17 protein-coding genes are annotated in these 22063 nt (G+C 72.1%); 6 read left to right on the forward strand and 11 right to left on the reverse strand.

Translation table 11 applies throughout. The features are described from left to right. Positions 1-71: 71 nt before the first annotated feature. Positions 72-1736: an APC family permease gene (locus BLT36_RS13740; RefSeq protein ID WP_175529650.1), complete on the forward strand. Its 1665-nt coding sequence runs from the start codon at positions 72-74 to the stop codon at positions 1734-1736. Positions 1737-1811: 75 nt separating this feature from the next. Here the strand turns inward: BLT36_RS13740 and BLT36_RS13745 are convergent, their stop codons facing one another. Both BLT36_RS13745 and BLT36_RS13750 read right to left on the reverse strand, forming a co-directional pair. After that, positions 1812-3119 carry an LLM class flavin-dependent oxidoreductase gene (locus BLT36_RS13745; RefSeq protein ID WP_092096008.1) on the reverse strand — a complete coding sequence of 436 codons (1308 nt, stop codon included), beginning with the start codon at positions 3117-3119 and terminating at the stop codon, positions 1812-1814. Positions 3120-3121: 2 nt separating this feature from the next. After that, on the reverse strand, positions 3122-4534 hold the full coding sequence (locus tag BLT36_RS13750; RefSeq protein ID WP_254787655.1) for an O-acetylhomoserine aminocarboxypropyltransferase/cysteine synthase family protein: 1413 nt from the start codon (positions 4532-4534) through the stop codon (positions 3122-3124). A 187-nt stretch (positions 4535-4721) separates the two neighbouring features. On the opposite strand from BLT36_RS13750, the gene BLT36_RS13755 reads away from it, so the two are divergent. Next, positions 4722-5969: an amidohydrolase family protein gene (locus tag BLT36_RS13755; protein WP_092096507.1), complete on the forward strand. Its 1248-nt coding sequence runs from the start codon at positions 4722-4724 to the stop codon at positions 5967-5969. Between the two features lie 113 nt (positions 5970-6082). On the opposite strand, the gene BLT36_RS13760 is transcribed toward BLT36_RS13755, so the two are convergent. From BLT36_RS13760 to BLT36_RS13775, 5 genes are all read right to left on the reverse strand, one after another. Next, positions 6083-6691: an NUDIX hydrolase gene (locus tag BLT36_RS13760; protein WP_254787657.1), complete on the reverse strand. Its 609-nt coding sequence runs from the start codon at positions 6689-6691 to the stop codon at positions 6083-6085. Positions 6692-7157: 466 nt separating this feature from the next. Next, on the reverse strand, positions 7158-7871 hold the full coding sequence (locus tag BLT36_RS13765; protein WP_175529651.1) for a M50 family metallopeptidase: 714 nt from the start codon (positions 7869-7871) through the stop codon (positions 7158-7160). Then, positions 7868-7990 carry a pentapeptide repeat-containing protein gene (locus tag BLT36_RS19190; RefSeq protein WP_175529680.1) on the reverse strand — a complete coding sequence of 41 codons (123 nt, stop codon included), beginning with the start codon at positions 7988-7990 and terminating at the stop codon, positions 7868-7870. Before BLT36_RS19190 ends, BLT36_RS13765 begins: the two co-directional genes overlap by 4 nt. A 123-nt stretch (positions 7991-8113) precedes the next feature. Beyond that, a complete protein-coding gene (gene glmS, locus BLT36_RS13770) occupies positions 8114-9928 on the reverse strand; it encodes a glutamine--fructose-6-phosphate transaminase (isomerizing) (protein WP_092096013.1) in 1815 nt (604 codons plus the stop codon). 450 nt (positions 9929-10378) lie between these two features. After that, a complete protein-coding gene (locus BLT36_RS13775) occupies positions 10379-13075 on the reverse strand; it encodes a helix-turn-helix transcriptional regulator (RefSeq protein WP_092096014.1) in 2697 nt (898 codons plus the stop codon). Between the two features lie 509 nt (positions 13076-13584). On the opposite strand from BLT36_RS13775, the gene BLT36_RS13780 reads away from it, so the two are divergent. Further along, complete coding sequence (locus BLT36_RS13780; RefSeq protein WP_092096016.1) at positions 13585-15153, forward strand: MFS transporter; 1569 nt, start codon at positions 13585-13587, stop codon at positions 15151-15153. A gap of 134 nt (positions 15154-15287) precedes the next feature. Here the strand turns inward: BLT36_RS13780 and BLT36_RS13785 are convergent, their stop codons facing one another. The 4 genes from BLT36_RS13785 to aroA form a co-directional block, all read right to left on the reverse strand. Then, positions 15288-16070, reverse strand: coding sequence for an inositol monophosphatase family protein (locus tag BLT36_RS13785; RefSeq protein WP_092096017.1), 783 nt, complete (start codon positions 16068-16070; stop codon positions 15288-15290). Positions 16071-16119: 49 nt separating this feature from the next. After that, positions 16120-17328, reverse strand: coding sequence for a hypothetical protein (locus BLT36_RS13790; RefSeq protein WP_139166476.1), 1209 nt, complete (start codon positions 17326-17328; stop codon positions 16120-16122). Positions 17329-17691: 363 nt separating this feature from the next. Next, a complete protein-coding gene (rsgA, locus tag BLT36_RS13795; protein WP_092096020.1) occupies positions 17692-18783 on the reverse strand; it encodes a ribosome small subunit-dependent GTPase A in 1092 nt (363 codons plus the stop codon). Positions 18784-18787: 4 nt separating this feature from the next. Continuing rightward, the gene (gene aroA, locus BLT36_RS13800; protein ID WP_092096022.1) at positions 18788-20167 is read right to left on the reverse strand and encodes a 3-phosphoshikimate 1-carboxyvinyltransferase; all 1380 of its coding nucleotides are present in this window, start codon (positions 20165-20167) and stop codon (positions 18788-18790) included. A gap of 174 nt (positions 20168-20341) precedes the next feature. On the opposite strand from aroA, the gene BLT36_RS13805 reads away from it, so the two are divergent. From BLT36_RS13805 to BLT36_RS13815, 3 genes are all read left to right on the forward strand, one after another. Then, positions 20342-21187, forward strand: coding sequence for a sigma-70 family RNA polymerase sigma factor (locus BLT36_RS13805; protein ID WP_092096509.1), 846 nt, complete (start codon positions 20342-20344; stop codon positions 21185-21187). Then, a complete protein-coding gene (locus BLT36_RS13810; RefSeq protein WP_092096024.1) occupies positions 21184-21426 on the forward strand; it encodes a zf-HC2 domain-containing protein in 243 nt (80 codons plus the stop codon). Before BLT36_RS13805 ends, BLT36_RS13810 begins: the two co-directional genes overlap by 4 nt. A gap of 119 nt (positions 21427-21545) precedes the next feature. Then, positions 21546-21986 (forward strand): GNAT family N-acetyltransferase, encoded by a 441-nt coding sequence (locus tag BLT36_RS13815; protein WP_092096025.1) that lies wholly within the window; start codon positions 21546-21548, stop codon positions 21984-21986. The last annotated feature ends 77 nt before the right edge of the window (positions 21987-22063 follow it).

Consider the following 22063-nt stretch of genomic DNA (forward strand, 5'->3'; position numbering starts at 1 on the left):
GCTGTCACGGTGCCAGAGTCGATGAGCGCGGCCCCTGTTCGCGGGGCCGCGCTCATTCGACAGGAGCAACAGTGGCTACAACGACACAGGCGCTGCCGGACTCCGGCCTCAAGCGCAACGTCGGCTTCATCGGGCTCATCTGGGCCTCGACGGGGTCGATCATCGGCTCCGGCTGGCTCTTCGGCTCGCAGGAGGCGCTGAAGACCGCCGGACCGTCCGCGATCATCTCGTGGGTGATCGGCGGCGTGGCGATCCTCGTCCTCGCACTCGTGCACGCCGAACTCGGTGGGATGTTCCCGATCGCGGGTGGAACAGCGCGGTTCCCCCACATCGCGTTCGGTGGGATCGCCGGCGCCTCGTTCGGCTGGTTCTCGTGGCTGCAGTCCGTGACCGTCGCCCCGATCGAGGTCGAGGCGATGATCAAGTACGCGCAGCACTGGGAGTTCGCGCACCCGTGGCTGCACACCACGACGGTGAACGGTGAGACGCAGCAGCTCCTGACGGGGGCGGGCATCGCGGTCGCGGTGGTCCTGATGGCGGTCGTCACCGTCATCAACATGCTGAGCGTCCGGATCCTGGCGAACACGAACTCCGCGGCGACGTGGTGGAAGGTCGCCATCCCCCTGCTCGTCATCATCGTGCTGGCCTTCAGCGGCTTCCACGGGTCGAACTTCACGGCGGCGGACGGCTTCATGCCGCAGGGCGCCAAGGGCATCCTCGCCGCGGTCTCGACGTCGGGCATCATCTTCGCCTTCCTCGGGTTCGAGCAGGCGGACCAGCTCGCGGGCGAGGCGAAGAACCCGAGGCGCGACATCCCCCGAGCGGTCATCGGCTCGGTGCTCATCGGGCTCGTGATCTACCTGCTGCTGCAGATCGTGTTCCTCGGGGCGCTTCGGTCCGACGCCATCCAGGGCGCGTGGGCGACGGCGGACTTCACGAAGTACACGGGGCCGTTCGCGGACATCGCGATGGCGGCCGGCATCACCTGGCTGGCCGTGATCATCTTCATCGACGCGATCATCTCGCCCGCCGGCACCGGCCTCATCTACGTGACCGCCACCTCCCGCATCTCCTACGGGCTGAGCCGCAACGGCTACTTCCCGAAGGCGTTCGAGTGGACGACGAAGCAGGGCGTCCCGTGGGTCGGCCTCATCGTGGCGTTCGTCGTCGGCTGCGCCTGCTTCGCGCCGTTCCCGTCGTGGCAGGGCCTCGTCAGCCTCATCACGAGTGCGTCGGTGCTGATGTACGCGGGTGCTCCGCTGGCGCTCGGTGCGTTCCGGAAGCGCATCCCCGAGATCGAGCGTCCGTACCGGATGCCCGCTGCCACGGTGCTGTCGCCGATCGCGTTCATCGTCGCGAACCTCATCATCCTCTGGACCGGGTGGGACACCGACTGGAAGCTCGGCGTCGCGATCCTGATCGGCGCGGTCGTGATCATCCTCAACAACGTGTTCCGCGGTGCCTCGAGCGTCCGCCCACGCTGGGACTGGAAGGCGGCCCAGTGGCTGCTGCCCTACCTGATCGGCATGGGGCTCATCGTGTTCCTCAGCGACTTCGGTCCGCTGACGAACCCGGTGTTCCCCCTGTGGATCGACATCGTCGTCGTGGCCGTGTTCTCGCTCGTCATCTACTACTGGGCGATCAACTCGGCGAGCCCGCGGGAGGAGATCCTCCGGACGGCCGAGGACGTCCGCGACGTCGAGGAGTCCGGCGTGGTGGAGCCCGTGCACCACTGACGCGCGCGACGCGGACCGTCGGACGGGAGGCACGGTGCCAGCTGGCACCGTGCCTCCCGTCCGTCCGTGGCGCGGTCAGAAGTCGAACAGGTTCGCGCGGATGCCCCCGGCGCCGTACTCGCGACGCAGCAGTCCGCGGCGGCGCAGCACCGGCACGAGGTCGCCGAACATCCGGGCCACTTGTGCCGGGTGCAGGTCGCCCGAGAAGATCAGCCCGTCGTTGTCCGCATCGCTGCCGAGCTCCTCGATGAAGTCGCCGAACTCGTCCCCGGTGCCGACGAAGCCGGAGCGCGACGAGATCCGCCCCTGCCGGGCCTTCCGGGTGAGGAGTTCCCGCAGCGGCGCGTCCGGGGTGTCGCCGACGAGGCCGCGGATCGTCCCCGCGGAGACGTGGTCGCCGAAGGTCCCCGCCGGGATGGGCGCGTCGAGGTCGAGGGCGAGGAGGTCCGTCTCGGAGTCGCTCGACCAGGCGACGGCCGCCGTGCGGAGGTCCTCGTCGGACGGGTGCTCCGACGCGGCGACGATCGCGTCGGCCTCGGCGGTGGAGGACACGATCACGGGCTTCAGCACGAACAGGATGCGCAGCTGGTCCGCGGTGCGTCCGGCGGCGAGCGCGGCCTCGATGACCTTCGCACGGTAGTCCCGCACGGCCGCGGCGGACAGCGGGGCGAGGGCGAGCTGCACGTCGGAGTGGGTACCGGCGAACGCCAGCCCACGGCCGGAACCGCCGGGGGAGACCACGACCGGGTCGGAGTCGAGCGGCAGCGCGTTGAGCGGCCCGTCGGCGGCGAAGTACGCACCCTCGTGGTGGAAGGCGTCGAGGGCAGCGCCGTTCGCGAAGTGCCAGTCGTCCGCCGAACCGACGTACCCGTCGGGTCCCCACGACCCCCAGAGCCGACGGAGCAGCGTGACCCACTCCTCAGCCCGGTCGTAGGCCTGGTCGTGCGGCAGCGGTGGCAGCCCCGCGTGCCGGGCGCTGCCGACGTCGGTGACCACGTTGATCCCCAACCGCTCCGAGGACAGGTGCGCCAGCGTCGCGAACTGCCGCGCGGCGAGGTACGGCGGCGTGATGCCCGCGTTCACCGTCGGCGCGATGCCGATGTGCGACGTCGCGGCGAACAGGTACGGGGCGAGGAGCAGCGGGTCGTGCTTCGGCCCGCCGTACGCCTGCCGGATGCGCAGGTCGAGGGTCGACGGGTTCCCGAGCGAGATCGCGTCCTCGGCGATCACGAGGTCCATGCCGGCTTGCTCGAGCGCCCGCACCGACTGCTGGTACAGGTCGGGCTTCGTCCAGTCGTACCCCCAGTCCCAGTCGGAGCGACCCCACGCCTGCGGGCCGAACCCGCGCGAGAAGAAGTACCCGAAGTGCTGCAGTCCCGCCACGCTCAGAGCTCCTCGGAGATGACGTGGTCCTGCGGAACCGCGTGTGCCAGGGAGGCGAGCTCCGCGGCGGGGTCGACCCGCGCCTCCAGGCCGAGGTCGGCACCATCCGCACGTCCGGCGGCCGACCGGAGCGCGGCGAACCCGCGTTCCAGGTCGCGGACGAGGTCGGCGACGTCCTCGATGCCGACCGACAGTCGGATGAGCCCGTCGTCGATGCCCTGGTCGGCCCGTTCCTCCGGCGTCTTGCCGGCGTGCGTCGTCGTGGCCGGGTGCAGGATCAGCGACCGGACGTCGCCGAGGTGGGTCATCCGGCTGAACAGCTGGACCGCGTCGATGAACGTGCGCGCTGCGGCTTCGCCGCCCGCCAGCGTGAACGCGAAGACGGACCCGGCACCGCGCGGCAGGTAGCGCTGGGCGAGGTCGTGGTACGGACTGGAGGCGAGACCCGCGTGGTCGACGCTCGTCACCTCCGGCTGCCGCTCCAGGAACGACGCGACGGCCAGCGCGTTCGCGCTGTGGCGCTCCACGCGCAGGCTGAGCGTCTCGATGCCCTGGCGGAGCAGGAAGGAGTTGAACGGCGACGGCGTCGGACCGACGCGGGACGCCACGACGTCGCGGGCGAACACGACGTACGCCCGGTTGCCGTACCGCTCGACGTAGCTCTGGCCGCCGAGCGAACGCTCCGGCTGGGTGAGGTGCACCCAGCGCTCGGGGGAGGCGGACCAGTCGAACGTGCCACCGTCGACGAGCACGCCGCCGAGGCCGGCACCGTGCCCGGACAGGAACTTCGACGCCGAGTGGACGACGATGTCCGCGCCGTGCTCCACCGGACGGACCAGGTACGGCGTCGCCAGGGTGTTGTCGACGATGAGCGGGACCCCCGCACGGTGCGCGGTGTCGGCGACGCCGGTGATGTCGAGCACGTCGTTCTTCGGGTTCGGGATCGTCTCGGCGAAGAACGCCTTCGTGTTCGGCCTGACCAGGCGCGCCCACTCGTCGAGGTCGCGCTGGTCGGCGACGAAGTCCACCTCGATGCCGAGCCGACCGAGGTTCTGCACGAGGAGGCCCTTCGTGCCCTCGTAGATGCTGCGCGCGCTGACGACGTGGTCGCCGGCCTGCAGGACGCCGAGGAACGCGATCGTCGCCGCCGCCTGGCCGCTGCCGACGAGGATCGCCTCGACGCCGCGCTCGAGCAGGGCGACCCGGCGCTCCACGTCGGCGTTCGTCGGGTTGCCGAGCCGCGTGTAGGTGTAGCCGTCGTCGGTGCCGGCGAAACGGTCCCGCGCCTGGTCGAAGTCGTCGAAGAGGAAGCCGGAGGACATGTGGATCGCGGGGACCCTCGCACCGTGGGCCGCGTCGGGCTGGAACCCGCCGTGGACCTGTTCGGTCGCGAAACCGTGCTCGTCGTCCGCCATGGGACACCTCCTGCCGTCGTCGTGCCGGTACTCTCGCAGGCTTCGCCCGGTCGGTGCTGATTGCGGCGTCGGGTTACGGGAGCGGGCCGCGGTGGTTCGGGTCCGCCCGGTCCGGTTCGGCGGGTGGTTCTCCACAGATGCGGACGGGCCGGTCGGCGTCGACGTTCCGTCTGCCACGATGGACGGCATGCTCCACGAAGACGCCACCCTGCTCATCCGCGACGTCCGCCCGTGGGGAGGGGACCGCGCCGACATCGTCGTCACCGGGTCCCGGATCACCGCGATCACAGCCCCGGGGGCGCTGCAGACCGGTGACGCCGCGTCCGGGCTCACCGTCGTCGGGCCGACCGCGGTCGTCGTCGACGGCCACGGGCAGCTCGCGCTCCCCGGGCTCGTCAACACCCACGCCCACGTCGACAAGAGCTGGTGGGGCCACGCCTGGGAGTCCTACGGCGGCGAGGGCGGCACCCAGGGCCGGATCGCCCACGAACGCGACCGCCGCGACGCCCTCGGCATCCCGGGCGAAGCCGTCGCCACCCGCGTCCTCCGCGAGTCCCTCCGCACCGGGACGACCCGGGTCCGCACGCACGTCGACGTGGACCTCGGTGTCGGCCTGCGCGGCATCGACGCCGTCCGGTCCGCCGCAGCGGCGCTCGACGGCGCGGTCGAGCTGTCGATCGTCGCCTTCCCGCAGGACGGCGTGCTCCGGCGGCCGGGCGTCCTGGACCTCCTCCGGCAGGCGGCGCTCGCCGGGGTGGAGCACATCGGCGGCCTCGATCCGGCCCTCATCGACCGTGACCCCGTCGGCCAGCTCGACGGCCTGTTCGCCATCGCCGCCGACACCGGCTGTGGCATCGACCTGCACCTGCACGAGCCCGCCGAGCTCGGTGCGTTCTCGTTCGACCTCGTCCTCGACCGGGTGGAGCGCCTCGGTATCGCACCGGGCAGGGTCAACATCGCGCACGGCTTCGCGATCGTCGACGTCGACCCCGTCCGCCGCCGCGACCTGCTCGCGCGGATGGCCGGCCTCGGTGTCACGATGACGACCGTCGCCCCGGTCCGCATGCGGCAGCTGCCCCTGCACGAGTTCGACGATGCCGGGGTCCGGTTCGGCTTCGGCACCGACGGCATCCGCGACCTCTGGAGCCCCTACGGCGACGGCGACCTGCTCGGCATCGCGTGGCAGTACGCCCGCGCCGGCGGCATCGTCCGCGACGAGGACCTCACCCGCGTCGTGCAGCTCGCGTCGCGCGACGGCGCCCGGTTCGTCACCGACGAGGAGCACGACCTCGTCGCCGGAGCCCGCGCCGACGTCGTGCTGGTCGACGCCGAGAACCCGATGGACGCCCTGGTCCGCCGGGTGCCACGGTCGCTCGTGGTCGCCGGCGGACGCGTCTTCGATCCGGCCGAGATGGCGCAGCACCCCTGGGAGTGAGGCGCGCGGGTCCGGCGTGACGTCGCGTCGGCGACGCGACCGACGCGTCCGGAGACGCGCGACCACCGGCCTGGAGGCGCGGGTCGGGCCCGTCACGCGCCTCCCGGCCGTCGTCAGTCGCGCTGGGTGACCCCGGCGACTCCGGAGTCGCGCTGGGTGACCCCGGCGATCCCGGTGGCCCCGGCGACCCTGGGGACCCCGGTAGCCCCGGCGACCACTGCGCGCAGTCGTGCGGCGAAGCCCGGCGGGACCGCTGCGGGCAGCGCGCCGACCGGGAACCACCGGACGTCGTCGCTCTCGTCACTGACGGTCGTCGACACGGACGGGTCCGCGGTGGCGACGAAGCCGACGTCCCAGTGCGCGGCGCAGGCGAAGCCCCCGTGGAGGTCGTGGCGGTCGAGGTCCGCGACGGCACCGCTGCGGAGCTGGAGGTCGGGGATGCCGGACTCCTCGCGGGCTTCGCGGCGGGCGGCGTCCGCGAGGTCGTGGTCGTCGGGCTCGAGGTGCCCGCCGAACTGCACCCAGAAGCGGCCCTTGCGGTGCAGGCAGAGGAGCACGTGGGCCAGGTCGGGGGAGAACACGAAGCACGACGCCGTGAGGTGCTCCGGGCCGCCGTCGCGTCGGAGGGCGGCGTCGCCGTGCTGCCGGACGAAGTCGACGAAGCGTGGGGCCTCCGGGGAGGGAGCGGCTGCGAGGGCAGTGGTCACGGCGTCGAGGTGCACCCGGTCATCCTCGCAGGGGCTGCGCGGGTGCGGTGTCGCTCGGTGCGCGCGCATGTGATGCGTGTGCATGTTCCGACGTTCCACCTGTGGATCGACGCGTGGGATGTCGCTCGGTGCGCGCGCATCCGCTGCGTGGGCATGTTCCGACGTTCCACCTGTCGATCGACGCGTGGGATGTCGCTCGGTGCGCGCGCATCCGCTGCGTGTGCATGTTCCGACGTTCCACCTGTCGATCGACGCGTGGGGTGTCGCTCGGTGCGCATGCATCCGCTGCGTGTGCATGTTTCGACGTTCCACCTGTCGATCGACGCGTGGGATGTCGCTCGGTGCGCATGCATCCGCTGCGTGTGCATGTTTCGACGTTCCACCTGTCGATCGACGCGTGGGATGTCGCTCGGTGCGCGTGCATCCGCCGGGCCACCCGCACCCGCACCCGCACCCGCACCCGCACCCGCACATCTGCGCGTCAGAACAGCGCCCGCACCCCCGCCACCACGGTGTCCCACACCTCGAGGAGCGGCTCCCGCGCCAGCCAGACCGCCACGGCGTTGACCGCCACGAACAGCACGAACCACATCGTCGCCGGCACCCGCATCTCGGCCGCGGCGATGTGGAAGTCGGTCTGCACCCGGGCGCCGGTCAACAGCCACCGGGCCACCTGCACCACCGATCGCAACCCGTCGACCACGAAGAACGCCCCCACTGCGGCGACCACGAGCACGGTCGTCTCCGAGGGGCGCAGCGCCACCCAGAGCGCGAGCACGTCGAAGCCGACCACGACGAGGAGCCCGAACCAGTTCCGGACGAACGCCAGCGCCACGAGCCCGATCACCCCGAGCACGGCGACGGGGAGCCACCTCGACCCGTGCAGGACGCCGGTGACGAGGAGGACACCGGCCCAGAGCGGAGCGCTGTAGCCGGCGTAGAGGTTGAGGATCCGAACGAGCCAGCGGACCCCGCCGGGCACCCGGCCGAGCTGCACCCACGCCTCGCCGGACCCGTCCGGGTGCAGCTCGATGCGCTGGATGCGACCGCCGAAGGGGACGACGACGACGGCGTGCCCGACCTCGTGGGCGATCGTCGCGGCGATGCGGGCCACACGACCGACGACCGGCACGAACGGCAGGACGGCGCCGACGAGGAGCGCGACGAAGACGAGGGACGGGGCTGCGGTGGTCAAGGCACCAGGATCGCAGCCCCGACCGGGGAGAAGCCGAAGAACGAGCAGCCGACGAACGAGCAGCCGACGAACGAGCAGCCGACGAACGAGCAGCCGACGAACGAGCAGCCGAGGAGCAGGGAGGCCCTACTCCAGCAGCGAGGGCACCAGCACCGCCGTCACCACGACGATCGTCGCGATGATGGCGAGTGCGGTGAGGACGGCGAGGAACACCGTCAACCGGTTCATGCGCGTGTGCCTGGCTATTCGACCGTCACCGACTTGGCGAGGTTCCTCGGCTTGTCCACATCGCAGCCGAGCTGCAGCGCGAGTTCGCGGGCGAGCATCTGCAGGGGCACGACCGCCTCGAGCGGACCCCAGGGCGCCGTCGCACGACCCCACGCGAGGTCCCCGGCGGCGCGACGGCCGAGCGCGGGGATGTCCGACCCCTCGCCGCCGATGGTGATGACGAAGCCGCCGCGTGCCCGGACTTCGGCGATGTTCGCCTGCAGCCGGGGTTCGCCGTGGTCGACGACGACGACCGGCGTGCCCTCGTCGACGAGCGCGAGCGGCCCGTGCTTGAGCTCGCCGGCCGGGTAGGCCTCCGCCCACCGGTAGCTGAGCTCCTTGAGCTTGAGGGCGCCCTCGGCGGCGTAGGGGAGTCCGGCGCCCCGGCCGAGGAACAGGAAGCCGGAGGCGTCCTGCACGCTCGACACGAGCAGCGGGATGCGGGCCGCGGCGACGGCGGCGGCGTGCGCGATCCGGGCGGGCAGGTCGGTGAGCTCGCCGACGAGCGCGGTGGACCGGGCGGCGTCGATCCGGCCGGACGCGACCAGGGCGGAGATCATCGCTGCGACGCCGACGACGACCTGCGCGGTGAAGGTCTTCGTCGCGGCGACACCGATCTCCGGGCCGGCGTGGCAGTCGAGGACGGCGTCGGCGCGGCGGGCCAGGGAGGAGTGCACGTTGTTGGTGAGGGCGAGCACGGGGTGCCGGTCCTCGAACCGGTCGAGGGCACGGAGCACGTCGGCGGTCTCACCGGACTGGCTGATGGCGACGACGAGGGTGCCCGGGCCGAGGACGGCCTGTTCCGCCTCGCTGGCGACGACGATGTCGGTCGGCACGCCGCCGATGCCGCGGAGCGCCGTGGCGATAACCTGCCCGGCGTTCAGCGAGGTGCCGCAGGCGACGATCGCGAGCCGGTGGAAGCCGGGGAGCCCGAGGCCGACCCACATGCTGCCGTCGGCGGCGCGGCGGGCGACGCGGTCGAGGATCGAGGCGACCACCTCGGGCTGCTCCTCGATCTCCTTCGCCATGTGGTCCGGGTGGTCGCCGAGGTCGAGCGCGGTCGCGGCGAACGGCGAGGGCGTCGGGAACGGCACCGGCACGGTGACCCCGGCGGAGGACCAGGTCCAGGCCTCGCCGAGCTCGACGACGTCGCCGTCGCGGAGCGCCACGAACGTCTCGCACCACTCGGCGATGGCACCGATGTCGCTGGCGACGAAGTCCCCGCGGGCGGACCGGGCGACCACCAGCGGGGAGCGCTCGGCAGCGACGACCATGCGACCGTCACGGGCGTCGAGGACGACGATCGCCCACGACCCCTCGAGCTGCGCGGTGGCGATCTGCACGGCGAGCATGAGGTCGGGGTCGACGGCCAGCGCCCGTTCGACGAGGTGCGCGATGACCTCGGAGTCGACGTCGGACGAGAACACGTGGCCCTGGCGTTCGAGGGTGGCGCGCAGCCGGTCCGCGTTCTCGATGATGCCGTTGTGGACGATGCTGATCCGACCGGTGCAGTCGGCGTGCGGGTGGGCGTTCGCCTCGCGGACGACGCCGTGCGTGGCCCACCGGGTGTGCCCGATGCCGACGCCGGTGAGCGCGTCACCGGAGCGGGCGGCGACCAGCGTGCGGAGGTCTCCGACGCGGGACACCGACCGGAGGGTCTCGGTCCCCCCGGAAGCGGTCCGGACGGCGACGCCTGCGGAGTCGTACCCGCGGTACTCGAGCCGTTCCAGGCCGTCGAGCAGGTAGGGCGTCGCGTCGTCGGAGACGCGGGCCGCGATGATGCCGCACATCTGGTGTCCCTTCGGGTGGGCCAGCAGCGTCAGGCGCTGGGATGGTGCTTCGGAGTTCGGGGGAGTGGTGCGGGGTGGTGCGGCACCGACCGCCGTCGGGTCTGCCGCGCGTCCGGTCCGACGGCCCGGAGCCGCCGCCCGTCCTCGGATCAGGCGAGGACGGACGACGACGTCCGTGGGCCGACGGTTCGGGTACCGGACGGGGTACCACGGGCTGCCCCCTGGGTTGGGGGACGGCGGTCGGTGCAGGAGAAGCCTCGCCCGGCCTGTTCGGCACGGCAACAGTCGCCCGTCGCTCTTGCGGTTCCCCGCGTGCGGGGTGCGATCCGCTGCGGGCGCGTGCGGACTCCCGCAAGCGGCCTGCGGGGGTGGACGGTGACGACGAAACGGACTGGAGGCACGGTGCCAGCTGGCACCGTGCCTCCAGTCCGTCGTGGAGTCGTGTTCAGGTCACGTGAGGAGCGCGACCAGGTGGGACCGCGAACGCGCGCCCACCTTGCGGTAGATCTGCGTCAGCCGCAGCTCCACCGTCCGCTGCGACATGAACAGCGACGAGGCGATCTCGCGGTTGCGGTAGCCCTCCGTCACCTTCTGCACGACGGCGCGCTCCTCCGCGGTGAGCGAGGTGAGCACCGCCGAGGCGTCGGGTGCGCTGCGGGGCGTGCCCGGGATCGACGTCGACAGCATCGGCGCGGACCGGAGCGGCGACTGCGTACCGAACGCGGGCATCGCCACCGTCGCGGCCGGCGTGGCGAGCGGACGCCGGAGCCCCGCTGCCTCGTACGCCGCTGCGGCCGCCGCACCGAGGCGCGGACGCTCCGTGGGGCTCCCGACGGCCGCGAGGGCCGCGAGGGTCCGTGCCCGTTCGAACTGCGAGTCGTGCGGCTGGAAGAGCTCCAGCGCGCGGCGACGAGCCGTCTCACGGGTGGTGTCGTCGGCGACGAGCGCCAGGCTGCGGGCCAGCACGAGCGCGCCCCAGCGGGACGGCCGTGCGTGGTGGTCCGCAGCGAGCCGCGCGGTGACGCCGCGGGCGTCGTCCTGCCGGCCGAGGCGCGTGTACGCCTCCACCAGGTCGCCCAGGTGCCGGAGCACCGCCGGGTTCCGGAGGGACCGGCCGATGGCGTCCGCGGCCTCAAGGGACACCGCAGCCTCCTCGATCCGCCCGTCGAGCAGCAGGACCCGGCCGCGCAGGGCGTGCAGCTTGGCGGTCGCACCCCACAGACGACTCGTCGAGCGCTGCGCCAGGCAGCGGTCGAGGACCTCCAGGGCCTCGGGGGAGCGCCCCTCGGCGAAGTGCCGCCACGCGATCGCGATCGCACGGGACGGCTCACGGAGCCGCTCGACGACCGACGAACCGGCCTCCCACACGTCGATCGCACGGAGCGCCTGCCGGAAGTTCCCGGCGCGCACCTCGTTCTCGGCGGTCAGGTAGCGGGCCGCTTCGGTCCACACCGGTTGCGCCTCCTGTCCCCGTGCGAGGACGAGGGCGAAGACCCGGCGTGCACTGCGGTACCGCTCGGCGATGCTCAGCGCGTGGGCGAGGAGCAGCAGCGACGGGTCGGACATGCCGACGAGCGTCGTGGTCGACAGGCCGTCGTGCAGCTCCGAGTCCGCCGGCAGGGTCCCGTCGACGGCGGCGATGAGCTCGCGAGCCGTCGTCGTGATCTCCACCGTGTGCGGGGACGCCGACCGCCGGAGCGGTTCAGCCCGGTTCAGGAAGTCCTTCGCCTGGTCGAGTTCCCACGCTTCGGCACGGAACGACGCGACCATCGCGAGGAGCCCCGCGACCGCGTCCGCCTCGTCGGCGTCAGCCGGGTCGACCGGCACGAGGAGCTCGTCCGCGTGCACGGCGTCGCCGCTGAGGTACTGCACCGAGTACTCCAGACGGAGCCGACGGGTCTCGTCGGGCATCGTCCGGAACGGCCGGATCGCCGCGAGGTACCGCGCAGCGAAGCCGAGCAGCCGGTTCGCGAGGAGGACCTCCGCGACGCCCAGGAGCGCCGCGTGCTCGTCCTCGGTGCCGCCACCGATGAGGAGTGCACGCTCGGTGAGGACGATCGCCGCCTGCGCGTTGCCGTCCGCCACGTACGATCGAGCAGCACGCAGCAGGGCGACCACGTCGGGGACGTCGTCGACGAAGCTGCGGTGCCACGCCGCTGCACGCGGGTCGTTCTCCGCGCTCGCCGTGGCGAGCTCGGTGTGGGCGGCGCGACGATCGCGTGCCGGCATCCGCCAGTAGAGCGCGGAGCGGACGAGCGGGTCACGGACACTGACGGTCTGCCCCTTGACGGACGTGAGTCCGGCATCGGCGAGGTCGTCGAGCTCGTCACGGTCCCACCCGGCGGTCTTCGCCACGGGGACGAGTGCCAGTCGTGCGAGGACGTCCAGATCGCGTCCCGCGACGGAGCCGAGCGCCAGGGCCGCGATGGCCTCGGTGGTCGGCGTGGGGCGGAGCGGCAGCACGAGCGGCTCGGAGCCGTTCAACTGTTCGCGGCTGAGCACGGCGAGCTGCTCCTGCAGCGCGCCGGGGTTGCCGCCGGTCTCCTCGGCGAGGACGGCGAGGACGCCGTCGTTCGCTTCTTCGGGGGCCATGGCACGGGCGAGCACGAGTGCCTCGTCCGCGGGCAGCGGTTCGATCCGGAGCATCGGCAGGGCCGCGAGCGGACCGTCCGACGGCACGGTGCGGACCGTCGCCACGACACGCAGTGCGGTGCCGGCGAGCCGGCTCGCCACGAACGCGATGAGCTCCTGGCTCTCCACGTCCATGCGGTCGAGGTCGTCGATCAGCACGAGCGTCGGCGGCAGGGTGAGTGCGTGCACGGCGTCCAGGAAGTCGTGCGCCGCGGCGAGCCCCGGCGTCTGCCGGTCCGTGGGCGCGTTCCCCTGGAGGAGGTGCGCGATGTGCGCCGTCGCCCGGGGGTCGTCGAGTGCGGTGAAGAGCGAGGTCACGCCGGCCAGTGGCCAGTGGGACTCGCTCCCGTTCACACCGACGCGGACGACGGGGAGGGAGACGCGGTTCGAGACCGCGTCGAGGACGCTGCTGCGTCCGGAACCAGGGTCGCCGACGACGACCATCGCTGACTCACGAGGGAGTACAGCAAGGGTCGCGATCCGGTCGACCTCGAGACGGCGACCGGTGAGTCCCATGACTCACCGGCCTCCGGGCCCGGAAGCGGATGCGGCGAAGGAGGAGAGCCGGACTGCGGCGCGGCCGTTGGGCACGCGGAGGACCGGACGAGAAGCGGCGAGGGTACGCGCGCCAGAACGGGTTTCGGATTCGGAATGCGGATGACGAGTGAGGGTGCACTCGGTTCCGCTCGGGAACGATGAAGTCATCGTCTGTATCACCCCTCGGGTTAGGGTCTTCGGACGAAGCACGACGGGTCTGACTCTGTTCCGGATCTAGGGAATCCGAGACGTTTCCTGACCTGCCGCCTGCTTGCACGATAACTCAGGTTCTGACCCGGATGGCCGCTCTCCGCAATCTGATCCGCCCCCCGCCTGACCCCAGTCCGGGGGGCCATGTGCCCCCCTCGGGGGTGGTTCCGGGGATTCTCCGCCCAGCCGTGGTCGTTGTCGCGATCCACCGTGGTACGAAATCGGGGTACAGGTCGGTTCCGAGGCGACCCGTCCGGAACGGTGTACCACGGTGGGTGATGTCCAGCGCCGACCCGACGACCCAGACCGACGCCCGCCCCGACGACCGGACCCGGTGGCGAGCCTTCGCCGTGTGCGTCGCCGTCGCCGCGCTCACCATCCTCGACCTGTCGAAGGTGAACGTCGGGCTGCCCTCCATCGAGCAGTCACTCGGGGCGACGAGCTCGTCCCTGCAGCTCATCGTCGCCGGGTACGCGCTCGCGTTCGGCCTCGCGCTGGTGCCGGCTGGACGCCTGGGCGACCTCAAGAGCCGACGGGCGCTGTTCATCGTCGGACTCGTCGCGTTCACCGGATCGAGCCTGCTGTGCGCGATCGCGCCGAACATCCAGGTGCTCATCGTCACGCGGATCCTGCAGGGGTTCGCCGCCGGCACGCAGATGCCCCAGGTGATCGGGCTCGTCCAGCAGCTGTTCCGCGGTCCGGAGCGCGGCCGGGCGTTCGGGCTCTTCGGCGCGATGATCGGCATCTCCACCGCCCTCGGCCCGACCATCGGCGGTGGACTCATCGCCATCGGCGGCGAGGAGTCCGGCTGGCGGCTGCTCTTCTGGATGAACGTGCCGCTCGGCATCGCCGCGCTGCTGTTCGCGCTGAAGCTCCTGCCGAAGGGCAGCCAGGGCACCGCGAAGGACCGGGAACTCGACGTCGTCGGCATCCTGCTCCTCGGCGCCGCGATCGTCACGCTGATGCTGCCCTTCGTGCTCACCACCGGCGCCGGCGACTCCGGGACGCGCTGGTTCTGGCTGGTCGGCTTCGCCGTGTTCGTCGCCCTGTTCGTGTGGTGGGAACGCCGGTACAAGGCGAACGGCAAGTCGCCCGTCGTGCACTTCGAGCTGTTCCGGCTGTCCTCGTACCGGAACGGGCTGTCGATCGTCGCGGTGTACTTCGCGGCCCTCCCCGCCTCGTTCCTGATGGTGACGCTGTACCTCCAGGAGGGCCTCGGGCTCGAGCCGCTCTTCGCCGGCATGGTGAGCATCCCCTTCGCGGCGACGAGCGCGGTGGGCTCGTACATCGGCGGTCGCATCGTGGAACGGTTCGGGCGCGCGCTCGTCGTCGTCGGCCTGTTCTTCGTCGTCGCCGGGTTCCTGCTGCTCATGCTCGCCGCGACGCTCACGCCGCCGGAGGTCACGCCGTGGGCGATGGCTGGCGCGTTCCTCGTCGGTGGGCTCGGCGGCGGGTTCGTGGTGTCGCCGAACCAGACGCTCACCCTCGCCGAGGTGCCGATCGAGCAGTCCGGGGTCGCCGGGTCGATGCAGCAGCTCGGGCAGCGGGTCGGGACGGCCATCGGGACCGCGGTCGCGACGAGCATCTTCTACGGGATCGTGCGCGCGTCGGGTGCGGGGACGAGTGCCGTCGGTGCCGGCTCGGGTTCGGCGAGCCGTCTGGACGCGTACCACGAGGCGTTCCGGAGCGGGACGACGTTCACGGTGTCGCTGATGGGCCTGGCGCTCGTGCTCGCCGTCAGCGACCTCGTGGTGCGGAAGCGGGCGGCGCGTCGGGACGGGACGGACGGACGGGAGGCGCGTGGGGCCGTGGACCCGGCCCCTGCGGACGGCGAGACGCGCGGCTGAGGCGGGTCGCGCCTCCAGGCCGCCCTGGGCCCGCCGGCCGGCGGTGCGGTCTGCTGTCAGCGGCGTGGTCCGCCGGTCCGCCGTGTGGTCAGCCGTCGGCGGCATGGTCCGCCGTCGGCGGCGTGGTCCGCCGGTCAGCGGCGGATGACCTCGACGACGGCGTCGTGCACCAGGCCGTTGGTCGCCAGCGCGCTGCCGTGCCACGGCCCCGGGTCCCCGTCGAGGGACGTGAAGCGGCCGCCGGCCTCCTCGACGATGGGGACGAGCGCCGCCATGTCCCACGGCTTGAGGTCCGGTTCGCCGGCGACGTCGAGGACGCCCTCGGCCACCATCATGTACGGCCACATGTCCCCGTAGGCGCGGGTGCGCCACACCTTGCGGGACAGGTCGATGAGCGGTTGGAGGCGGGCGTCGTCGTCCCACTGCTGGATGCTGTTGTAGCTGAGGCTCGCGTCGCCCAGTTCGGCGACCCCCGAGACGTGCAGCTCGCCGTCGAAGGAGTGCGCACCGAGGCCCTCGGCCGCCCACCAGCGCTTGCCGAGAGCCGGGGCGCTCACCACGCCGAGGACCGGGCGGCCGTCGACGGCGAGTGCGATCAGGGTCGCCCAGACGGGGACGCCGCGGAGGTAGTTCGCGGTGCCGTCGATGGGGTCGACGACCCACTGGCGGTGGCCCTCGCTGACGGCCTCGGCCCCGGTGTCGGCGGTGGTCTCCTCGCCGAGGAACGCATCGTCCGGCCGCTCCGCCTGGAGTCGGTCGCGCAGGGCCCGCTCGACCGCCTGGTCGGCGTCCGTGACGTGCGTGCTGTCGGCCTTCGTCGTGACGTGCAGGTCGGCGGCGCGGAACCGCTCGAGGCTGATCGCGTCAGCGGTGTCGGCGAGGGAGCGGGCGAAGTCCAGGTCGGCGCTGAGGTCCACGCTCGACAGCGTAGCGGCGGGCGCGTCCCGTGGCGTCGCGGCGGGCGCGCTACGCGGCGACGACCTCTTCTTCCTCGAGCCGCGTGACCTCGCGCTCCCGGGCGATGCGGGTCCGGCGGGCGACGAGGCCGTGCACCACGACGCAGAGGAGCACCGCGGCGGCGAGCCAGAGCGCCAGGACGAGCGACGACCGGCCGAGCGAGGCGCCGGGGAAGTACAGCAGGTCCTGGGCGGCCTGCAGCCAGGCGGCACCGCTCCAGAACGTGTTGAGGCCGGCGAAGAACCCGGGCTGGAACGCGGGCTGGAAGATGCCGCCCGACGACGTGAAGTTGAGCATCACGAAGAGCATCGTGAGGATCGGTGTCGTCCACCGGCCGAGCAGCGGGTGCAGCCCGACGCCGAGCGCCACGATGATCGCGTCGTACATCCACGCGAACAGGAAGATCTCCCAGCGGTGCGTGGTGATGATCCCGTAGATCGGCCCGGCGATGACGATCCCGATCCCGGCGACGACACCGGCGGTGAGCAGTCCGATCACCGCGGTCCACAGCGGGCGGAGGCGGGTGGCGAAGGCTGCGACGGCGATGGCCGAGGCGTAGCCACCGACGCTGAGTGCCACGAGCAGGAAGAAGAGCCCCTGACCCGTGGTGTCCTGGTCGTTCGACGGCACGACGTCCTGCACGGTGAAGGGCAGGTGCGCCTGGTACGCGATCGGCATGAAGATCTTCTGCGCGGCGCTGGCGGTGGTCTCCGACGCGGCGGTGGAGACGTAGAGCGTCGCTCCGGTCGCCCCGGGGACGTACACGGCGGCGAGGTCGCGGTCGCGGACCTGCCGCTCGGCCTCGGCGGTCGAGGACACCACGTGGGTCACGAGTGCGCCGTCGGACTGGTCGGTCACCGTCTGGGCGAACACCTGCGTCGCGGCGCCCTGGCCGACGATGCCGACGGGGAGGTCGTGCGGCGTCGGGGCGTGGAAGGCACCGAGGTACGCGAGGCCCATGCCGACCGCGAGGAAGAGCGGCACGAGGATGTGCGAGCCGAAGCTCAGCAGGATCCGGCCGAGGCCCTGCGGGCGGAGCACGCTCGGGCCGTTCGGCTGCCGGTTCGTCCGCGGGGTGCGGGGTGCGGCGTGCGCGTGCTGGTGGGAAGAGGAGGCTGCGGGGGAGGTGTGCACGTGCGACGTCGTTGTCGTCATGGGGGAGGACGGGGCGTCGACGGCGGGGGTCGGCGCAAAGTTGTACTTTGCAACTTCAGACACGAAGGGCAACTGTACAACGTCGGTGCACACCTGTCGACCCGGCCCGCGCTCCCGTCCGCCCTCCCGCCCGCCCTCCCGCCCGCCCGAGTGCTCATTCGCCGAGATCGCACTTCCGCGGCCCTCGTCCTCAGTCGAGCGCGCCGGAGTGCGATCTCGGCGAAGAGGGTGGCGAGCGAAGAGGTGGCGAGCGGCGAGCGGCGAGCGGTAGTCGTCCGCGCCCAGGCGCGGCCGGTACCCGTCCGCCGAGATCGCACTTCCGCGGCCTTCGTCCTCGGGAAGGCGCGCCGAAGTGCGATCTCGCTGAGGGGTAGGGCGAAAAGGGAGGGGCGAAAGGAGGGAGGGGGCGACGGGCGAGACCGCGCGCTACTCGGTGCCGGGGTCGGACCCGCCCATGCCGGTCAGCAGCGCCCGGAACGAGTCCAGCCGCTCGACGCCGGTCGGCCCGAGCTCCCCGGCCTGCACCCGGTCGACGATCTCCCAGTCGTGCGCCTGGTCGAGCGGGATGCCGCTGTCCGACGGCGCGACGGTGATCGCGTGCGAGGCGAACGCCCGGAAGACGTTCGCGGGATCGACGTGCCCGAGGCCGAACGACCGGACGCCCGGAGTGTCGATGATCCAGCCGCCGTCCCGTACCTGCAGCGCGATCGACGACGACGAGGTGTGCCGTCCGCGCCCGGTGACCGAGTTCACGACCCCGGTCGCCCGCGAGGAGCCGGTCAACGCGTTCACGAGCGTCGACTTGCCGACGCCGGAGTGGCCGACGGTGACCGTGACCTTGTCGTCGAGGACCTCGTGCAGCGCCTCGAAGGGGACGTCGTCCGCGCGGCTCGTGACGATCCGGAGGTCGAGGCAGGCGAAGTGCGCGAGGAACGGTGCGGGGTCGGCGAGGTCGGTCTTCGTGATGCAGAGGATCGGGTCGAGCCCGGCGTCGAACGCCGCGACGAGGTACCGGTCGATGAGGCGGGTACGGGGCTCCGGGTCGGCGGCGGCCACGACGATGAGCATCTGGTCGGCGTTGGCGACGATCACGCGCTCGACGTCGTCGGTGTCGTCCGCGCTCCGTCGGAGCAGGGTGGTCCGTTCGGCGACCTTCACGATGCGGGCGAGGGACCCGGGCTCGCCGGACACGTCGCCGGCGAGGAACACCGTGTCGCCGGTGACGACGGACTTCTTGCCGAGCTCCCGGGCCTTCGTCGCCGTGATGACGCGCTCGTCCCGGCTCCCAGAGCCAGAGCCGGCGCCCGTGCCCGTGCCCGAGCCGACCAGCACGCCGAAGCGCCCCCGGTCGACGTTCGTCACCCAGCCGGTCGGGGCGTCCTCGTACGTGGGGCGCACCTTCGTGCGCGGGCGGTTGCCCTTCGGGTTCGGCCGCACCCGGACGCTCGACTCGTCGTACTGCCCGTACGGCTCGTCCTCGTCCCCGTCGTCGCCGTCGACGTCGTCCCACCAGCTCATCGGATCAGCCTTCCGAACGCACGAACGGGGTAGCAGGACCGGTCGGTTCGACGGCCGTCGCCACGAGTTCCGCCCACAGCTCCGGGAACTGCGGCAGCGTCTTCGCGGTGGACCCGATGTCGTCGACGGCGACCCCGTCGACGACGAGGCCCACGACGGCGCCCGCGGTCGCCATCCGGTGGTCGTCGTACGCGGCCCAGGGGCCGCCGTGGAGGGGACGCGGTTCGATCCGCAGGCCGTCGTCGAGTTCGTGCACCGCGCCTCCAGACCGGTTGACGTCCGACGCGAGCGCCGCGAGCCGGTCCGTCTCGTGCCCCCGCAGGTGGCCGATCCCGGTGATCTCGGTCGGGCCGTCAGCCAGCGCGGCGAGCGCGACCAGCGCCGGTGCGAGCTCGCCACCGCGGCTCAGGTCGAGTTCCAGACCCGGCCTGGAGGCGCCACCCCGGATCCCGACGCCGCCGTCGAAGACGAGGTCGTCGCCCTGTCGGGCCACGGTCGCGCCCCACAGGGGGAGGAGCGTCTCGAGGTCGGCGCCGACCTGCGTCGTCTCCGTCGGCCAGGTGCGGATGCGGACCGTGCCGCCCGCGACGAGCGCGGCGACGGCGAACGGTGCGGCGTTCGACAGGTCCGGTTCGATGGTGACGTCGCGCGCCCCGATCGGACCCGGGTGGACGACCCACTCACCGACCGACGGCTCGTCGACCTGGACGCCGCGGGCACGGAGGGCGGCGACGGTCATGTCGATGTGCGGCATGCTCGGCAGTCGCTCGCCCACGTGGGTGAGGTGGAGGCCCTGGTCGAAGCGCGGTGCGGACAGCAGCAGGCCGGACACGAACTGCGACGAGGCCGAGGCGTCGATCGTCAGGGTGCCGCCGCGCACCGAGCCGGTGCCGGTGAAGGTGAACGGCATCGCGCCGTCGCCGTCGTCCGTGACGTCCACACCGAGGTCGACGAGCGCCTGGATGATCGCGTGCATCGGACGCTTCCGCGCGTACGGGTCGCCGTCGATCGTGACCGGGCCGACCGCCAGCGCGGCGAGCGGCGGCAGGAAGCGCATCACGGTGCCGGCGAGCCCGCAGTCGATCCGGACGTCGCCGTGCATCGGGGCGGGGGTGATCCGGAGGTCCGGGCCGTAGGGGTTGTCGCCCTGCAGCTCCTCGATCCCGACACCGAGCTGCCGAAGGCCCGCGATCATGAGCGCCGAGTCACGGGAGTGGAGCGGCAGTCGGATCGTCGAGGGGCCGTCGGCCAGCGCGGCGAGCACGAGCTCCCGGTTCGTCAGCGACTTCGACCCGGGCAGCGAGACGTCGCCGCGCAGCGGACCGCGTGCGACCGGTGCGATCCAGGGATCGGTCTGGGGCTGGGAATGCGTCGAGGCTGCCATCGGTTCACAAGGGTACTGAACGCACCGGGAGGATCAGTGGCGACAGCAACACTCGCACGAGAGCGGACCGGCACGGCCACCGTGCTGCCCGCCGTGCCGACGAGCCTCGGCAGCGTGCCCGCCCGGGCCCTGCCGACGACGCTCGTGAGCCCGCTCGGCCTAGACTTGGCGGCGATGACCACCGACGAACCGCAGGCCGCAGTACCGCAGGACCTGGTCGAGGAGACCGAGGCGCAGCTCGACGCGGTGTCGGAGGAGCACGAAGCGCTCGACGACACCGAGGCCAATGACACCGAGGCGGACGACACCGAGGTCGACGACACCGAGGCCGAGGCCGAGGTCGACGTCGACGTCGTCGACGCGAAGACGGTCTCGGAGTCCGAGCTCCGGTCGCTCTTCGAGGACCAGGCGCTGCCCTTCATGGACCAGCTGTACGGCGCGGCGATGCGGATGACCCGCAACCCGGCCGACGCGTCCGACCTCGTGCAGGAGACCTTCGTCAAGGCGTTCGCCGCCTTCCGCCAGTTCCGGCAGGGCACGAACCTCAAGGCCTGGCTCTACCGGATCCTGACGAACACGTTCATCAACACGTACCGCAAGAACCAGCGCAACCCCTACCAGGGCACGATCGACGAGCTCGAGGACTGGCAGCTGGGCGGCGCGGAGAGCGTCACGCAGTCGATCTCGGCGCGCTCCGCCGAGGCCGACGCCATCGACCACCTGCCGTCCTCCGCCGTGAAGGACGCGCTGCAGGCCATCCCCGAGGACTTCCGGATGGCCGTCTACTTCGCGGATGTCGAGGGGTTCTCCTACCAGGAGATCGCCGACATCATGAAGACCCCCGTGGGGACGGTCATGAGCCGCCTCCACCGTGGTCGCCGGCTCCTCCGGGGGCTCCTGGCGGACCACGCACGTGAGACCGGCATCGTCCCGGACGCAGCGTCGACGGCGACGATGCGCGGACGAGGCCGGAAGACTGCCGCGGCCCAGGGTCGCGTCGACGGGAAGGAAGCACGATGAGCGGCTGCGACTGCTCGAAGGCGAAGGCCGAGCTCGAGGAGTTCCTCCACGACGAGCTCCGCCACGAGGACGCCGCGGACATCCGCGAGCACATGGAGGGGTGCGAGGACTGCACCACCGAGCACCGGGTCGGTGTCGTGCTGATGGAGACCGTGCGCCGTGCGTGCAAGGAGACCGCTCCGGAGCAGCTGCGCGGGGAGATCCTCGCGCGCATCCGGCTGGAGCAGGCGACCCACTGACCCGCTGCAGAACGGTGCGGTCTGCCCCGCTCGGAGTCGACGAGCGCTGCGGTCAGCCCCGCTGAGGGTCTGACCAGCAGCGTCGTCACACGGCGGGGGCGGTCGGTAGTCTCACGGGCATGACCCTCTCCGTCGAGTCGATCACCTCGTGGTCCGACACGGACGTCGCCGACGTCGCCGCTCTCGTCCGCCTGCTCGGCCACGTGGTCGACGACGCCTCGATGCGGGCCCGCCTCGAGCGGCTCACGCCCGAGGCCGGTCACCGCACGTGGCTGATCCGTGACGACGACGGTCGTGCGGTCGCCGTCGCCGGCGCGCAGGTCACCTGGGCGTACGCGAGCGACGAGCCGACGGCGCAGCTCCTCCTGCTGGTGGTCGACCCGTCAGCCAGGAGGCTCGGCACCGGTTCCGCGCTCATCGGCACCTTCGAGACGTGGGCCGTCGAGCAGGGCGCCCGCCAGCTGAGCGCCGTCAGTGCGGCGGCGACGGACAGCGCGCACCGGTTCTACCAGAAGCGCGGGTACCACGACGCCGGGGTGCGGTACACGAAGATCGCGTAGCGCCGGTCGGGGGCCTCCGTTCTGCCGCCTCCGTTCTGGCGGCAGAACACCGGTGCTCGTCGGTCGAACACCCGCAT

Origin of the sequence: Curtobacterium sp. UNCCL20, from assembly GCF_900101675.1 — a bacterium.
Classification (GTDB): Bacteria; Actinomycetota; Actinomycetes; order Actinomycetales; family Microbacteriaceae; genus Curtobacterium.

Excerpts from the sequence above, each read along its gene's own strand:
- BLT36_RS13815 (WP_092096025.1), top strand. The coding sequence starts at position 21,546 with ATGACCCTCTCCGTCGAGTCGATCACCTCGTGGTCCGACACGGACGTC.
- BLT36_RS13775 (WP_092096014.1), bottom strand. The coding sequence starts at position 13,075 with ATGGGACTCACCGGTCGCCGTCTCGAGGTCGACCGGATCGCGACCCTT.
- BLT36_RS13810 (WP_092096024.1), top strand. The coding sequence starts at position 21,184 with ATGAGCGGCTGCGACTGCTCGAAGGCGAAGGCCGAGCTCGAGGAGTTC.
- BLT36_RS13755 (WP_092096507.1), top strand. The coding sequence starts at position 4,722 with ATGCTCCACGAAGACGCCACCCTGCTCATCCGCGACGTCCGCCCGTGG.
- aroA (WP_092096022.1), bottom strand. The coding sequence starts at position 20,167 with ATGGCAGCCTCGACGCATTCCCAGCCCCAGACCGATCCCTGGATCGCA.
- BLT36_RS13750 (WP_254787655.1), bottom strand. The coding sequence starts at position 4,534 with ATGGCGGACGACGAGCACGGTTTCGCGACCGAACAGGTCCACGGCGGG.
- glmS (WP_092096013.1), bottom strand. The coding sequence starts at position 9,928 with ATGTGCGGCATCATCGCGGCCCGCGTCTCCGACGACGCGACGCCCTAC.
- BLT36_RS13780 (WP_092096016.1), top strand. The coding sequence starts at position 13,585 with ATGTCCAGCGCCGACCCGACGACCCAGACCGACGCCCGCCCCGACGAC.
- BLT36_RS13805 (WP_092096509.1), top strand. The coding sequence starts at position 20,342 with ATGACCACCGACGAACCGCAGGCCGCAGTACCGCAGGACCTGGTCGAG.
- rsgA (WP_092096020.1), bottom strand. The coding sequence starts at position 18,783 with ATGAGCTGGTGGGACGACGTCGACGGCGACGACGGGGACGAGGACGAG.